Below are 3,899 nucleotides of genomic sequence, written 5' to 3' on the forward strand. Positions count from 1 at the left end.
GGTCTCGAGGGACGCGCCGGAGGGGCTCTGGGCACTGCATCCGGTCAGACCGGCGGAGAGTGCCGCCAGCACCGTGGTGGCACACAGCACGCGCATCCGCTGTTGCATGGCCAGCTCCCTCTTCCGCGCGGAGCCCACTGCCCTGAGCCCCGTCCATCAGTGTCCACCGTAGGCCCGCAACCTCGGTGTGGGCTGGGGGTCAGGTGCGCGCGCGCACGGCGCGCGGGGCTGGAGAGACGGCGGGCGTCGTCGTTCCCGCCACGCGGGGATGGGGGTCCGGTGCCCCGTTCGTCCCGGAGAAGGATGGCGCACCCACCCCGGACAGCAAAGAACCCCCGCGTGTAGAAGCCACGCGAGGGTTCAGTGGCTCCGACCGGCGTCGATCCGGTGACCTTACGATTTTCAGTCGTACGCTCTACCAACTGAGCTACAGAGCCAGGCACGCACCGGGAGGAAACCTCTCGGTGATATGCCGCGACGGCGCGAAAAGTTGCCTTTTCATCGCCGCCTGAGCGACCCTGACGGGACTTGAACCCGCGACCTCCGCCGTGACAGGGCGGCGCGCTAACCAACTGCGCTACAGGGCCTTGGTTGTTTCCAACGAGTGGATATCCTACCAGGACGAACGACTCACTGTGCAAATCGTGTTCCCGGCGGTGCTCCGAGTGGAAACCGTACCCCCAACGGGATTCGAACCCGTGCCGCCGCCGTGAAAGGGCGGTGTCCTAGGCCGCTAGACGATGGGGGCCAGAACTCCGTCCGACAGCACACAGGGCACCATGGGACGATGGACCTCCAACATCCTAGAGGCAAACCACCCGTTCCACAAACACCCCCGGCCCCCGCCGATCCGGGGCGCTGATCCTGCAGGCGCCCTGGACGAACACTCCCGTTGTCACCCCGACCGGGTATGGGGCGGACCGGACGCACGCAGACGGCCCTTCCGGATGAGAGTGGCCCAGCCGGACCCGACCGGTTCCCCGGGCAACGTCCAGCGGGGCTGAGGCCCGTCACGGTGCGCCACGGAACGGTGTGCCCGGGGCAGCGGCCCTCCTCTCGCGAATGACGCGGGCGGGAACCACCCAGTGCGGACAGCTGCGCCCTAGACCGTCACCTCAGGACGGTCCGCCAGCCGCGGGTCCTCGAAGGACGGGACGATCATGACCGGCCCGGTGCAGTGGTGCAGCACCCCCTGGGACGTGGAGCCCAGGAGCATGCCCGCGAACCCGCCGCGACCGCGCGTGCCCGTGACCACCAGCTGGTTCCGGGCGGAGCGCTCCACGAGGGCGTCGATGGGCGATCCGTCCGCGAGCTCCCCGGTGATCTCGAGCCCCGGGAAGTGGCCGCGCAGCCACTGGACGCACACGTCCAGAGCGGCCCGCACCTCACCGCGCAGGTCGTCGAAGTCCACGGGAGAGGGCAGCCAGGCGTAGGACCCGGCATCCGAGGGCGCGGCGCACAGCACCGTGAGCGGCACCCCCAGCTGCTCCGCCTCGTCCGCGGCCCACAGCATGGCGGCGCTCGCGTGCGGAGAGCCGTCCGAGCCGACCGTCACGCCGTCCACGAAAGCCGGGCGGCGGCTCACGTTCTCACTGACCCGGTAGTCGGTGCCCCACTGCAGGGGGATGATCCCCACGGGGCAGTGCGCGTGGGCGGGCACCGCCGTGGACACCGAACCCAGCAGCCGGCCCAGGAACCTCCCGTGGCCCCGGGACCCCAGGACCAGCAGCTGCGCATCCCTGCTGAGGTCCACGAGCACACCGGAGGGGTCCCCGGCCTGGACCGTGGACCGGACCTCCACGTCCAGCTCGGCCACGCGGCGTCGGGCGTCAGCCACGAGCTCCTCCACGGCGCGGTTCATGGCGGCGTCGTCGAACGCGGCGTAGCCCACGTCGAACGTGGACCCCCCGATCATGGGCACCGTGTAGGCGGTGACCACGTGCAGCGGTGCGCCGCGGCGCCGTGCTTCCCGTGCGGCCCAGTGCAGGGCGCCCAGGCTCTGCTCGGAGCCGTCCACTCCTACGATGATCTCGGCGTCTGGTGCCCTCACTGCTGTTCCCTCCCCGACCGTGGATTCCTGCTCCCAGCCTAGCCACCCGGTCACCGGCGGCGGGGCTGCGGTGAGATGATGGGGACGTCCGGATCGCTGCGACGACGCCGCGGCGCACGTCAGGCCCGCCCCGTGCGGTCCTGGCCACGCGACACGGCCAACCCCCGCGGTTCCGGGCGCCCGCGACGGCTGCGACGCACGCCGCAGGCAGAGCGTCAGCGGTGCGCCGGCGCGGGCGAGGGCACGTGCAGTGCCGGCACGGATGAGGATCGAGGGGGCTGAACGCCCCCGGAACGGAGACGAGCCGTGAGCACACGCGGAGCACCGGGCATGACGGCCCGGGTGAAGAACGGCACGTGGCGGTCCTGGGGAGGCAACCTCACCGCGGATCCCACGGTGCGGGTCCGTCCCACCACCTCGGACGAGGTGCTGCGCGTGCTGAGCGAGGCGCAGGAGCACGGGCTGAGCCTGCGCACTGCCGGCTCCGGCCACAGCTGCGCGCCTCTGGTCCCCACGGAGGGCGTCTTGCTGGACACCTCCGCCCTCAAGGGCCTGGTCTCCGTGGACGAGGACCACCAGCGGGTCACGGTGTTCGCCGGCACCACGCTGCAGGAGCTGAATCTGATCCTGGAGCAGCACGGGCTGGCGCTGGCCAACCTCCCCGACTCCTCGCACATGAGCGTGGGCGGCGCGCTGGCCACGGGCACCCACGGCACGGGCCTGGGGCAACCGTCCCTGGGCGGTCAGGTGATCGGGCTGAGCCTGGCCACCCCCACCGGTGAGCTGATCTCCTGCTCGGAGACCCACCGCCCGGACCTGTTCGACGCCGCCCGGGTGCACCTGGGCGTGCTGGGCGTGGTGGTTTCCGTGACCTTCCAGTGCGTCAGCGCGTTCCGGCTGCACTGCGCCGAGTTCCGCGAGCCGATCGGTGCGCTGCTGGACACCCTGCAGGAGCGCATGTCCGCCGCGGACCACGTCGAGTTCTCCTGGATGCCGGGCACCACCACGGCCCACACCCGCATCCTGAGCCGCCTGCACCGCCTCCCGGACTCCTACACGCGCCCCGCCTCACCGATCTCCCGGGCGCTGCGCCGCGCGGACGACGCCGTTCTGCGCACCTCCCTGACCGCCGGGCTGGGCCGCGTGGGGAACCTGATCCCGCGTGCCGTGACCGGGCTGAACCGCATCGAGTCCCTCGCGGAGAGCTCGCGGCGCTACACGGACGTGTCCTACAGCGTGTTCACGGTGGCCCGTCCGGTGCGCTACGTGGCCGCCGAGTACGCGCTGCCGCTGGAGGCCACGGCCTCCGCGGTGCGGGAGCTGAAGGTCCTCGCGGACGCCCACGTGTACGACCTCTCGTTCCCCCTGACCGTGCGGTGCTCTCCGCCGGACCCCGGGTTCCTGTCCCCGGCCACGGGGCGCTACACGGGGTGGATCAACCTGCGCCAGTACGGCAGGCGCCCCAGCCAGTCCTTCCTCACCGCCGCGGAGCGGATCCTGGTGGAGCACGGCGGCCGCCCCCACTGGGGCACGCTGCACACGCGCACCGCCGCGGACCTCGCACCGCTCTACCCGCGCTGGGAGGAGTTCCTGGCACTGCGGGCGGAGCTGGACCCCCACGGGCTGCTGCTCAACGAGCACACCCACCGCGTCCTCGGCGTCTGATCCGCACGGTCGACGCCGCGGGCACGGACCGGGGGTGCACGCACGGCCCCCGGCCGGGGCAGGAAGGTCACCTCACCCCGGGGACGGTGCTGGCGGCGTCGTTCCCCCAGCAGCACCCGCGCGCCCCGACGCCGCGGGGCGGGGCGGGCAGCCCGGGCGCACCCGGTGCTTCCCACCCCGCCCC

At 72.2% G+C, this 3,899-nt stretch carries 2 protein-coding genes and 3 tRNA genes; 1 reads left to right on the forward strand and 4 read right to left on the reverse strand.

The features are described from left to right. Positions 1 to 364: 364 nt before the first annotated feature. The 4 genes from D9R02_RS11380 to D9R02_RS11395 form a co-directional block, all read right to left on the reverse strand. Positions 365 to 437, reverse strand: a tRNA-Phe gene (locus D9R02_RS11380). A gap of 76 nt (positions 438 to 513) precedes the next feature. Next, positions 514 to 587, reverse strand: a tRNA-Asp gene (locus tag D9R02_RS11385). An 88-nt stretch (positions 588 to 675) separates the two neighbouring features. Then, positions 676 to 748: transfer RNA gene (locus D9R02_RS11390), tRNA-Glu, on the reverse strand. Between the two features lie 354 nt (positions 749 to 1,102). Next, positions 1,103 to 2,050: a universal stress protein gene (locus D9R02_RS11395; protein ID WP_070637098.1), complete on the reverse strand. Its 948-nt coding sequence runs from the start codon at positions 2,048 to 2,050 to the stop codon at positions 1,103 to 1,105. Positions 2,051 to 2,356: 306 nt separating this feature from the next. On the opposite strand from D9R02_RS11395, the gene D9R02_RS11400 reads away from it, so the two are divergent. Then, a complete protein-coding gene (locus D9R02_RS11400) occupies positions 2,357 to 3,715 on the forward strand; it encodes a D-arabinono-1,4-lactone oxidase (protein ID WP_259463962.1) in 1,359 nt (452 codons plus the stop codon). The last annotated feature ends 184 nt before the right edge of the window (positions 3,716 to 3,899 follow it).

This window comes from Kocuria rhizophila (assembly GCF_003667225.1).
Lineage (GTDB): Bacteria > Actinomycetota > Actinomycetes > Actinomycetales > Micrococcaceae > Kocuria > Kocuria rhizophila.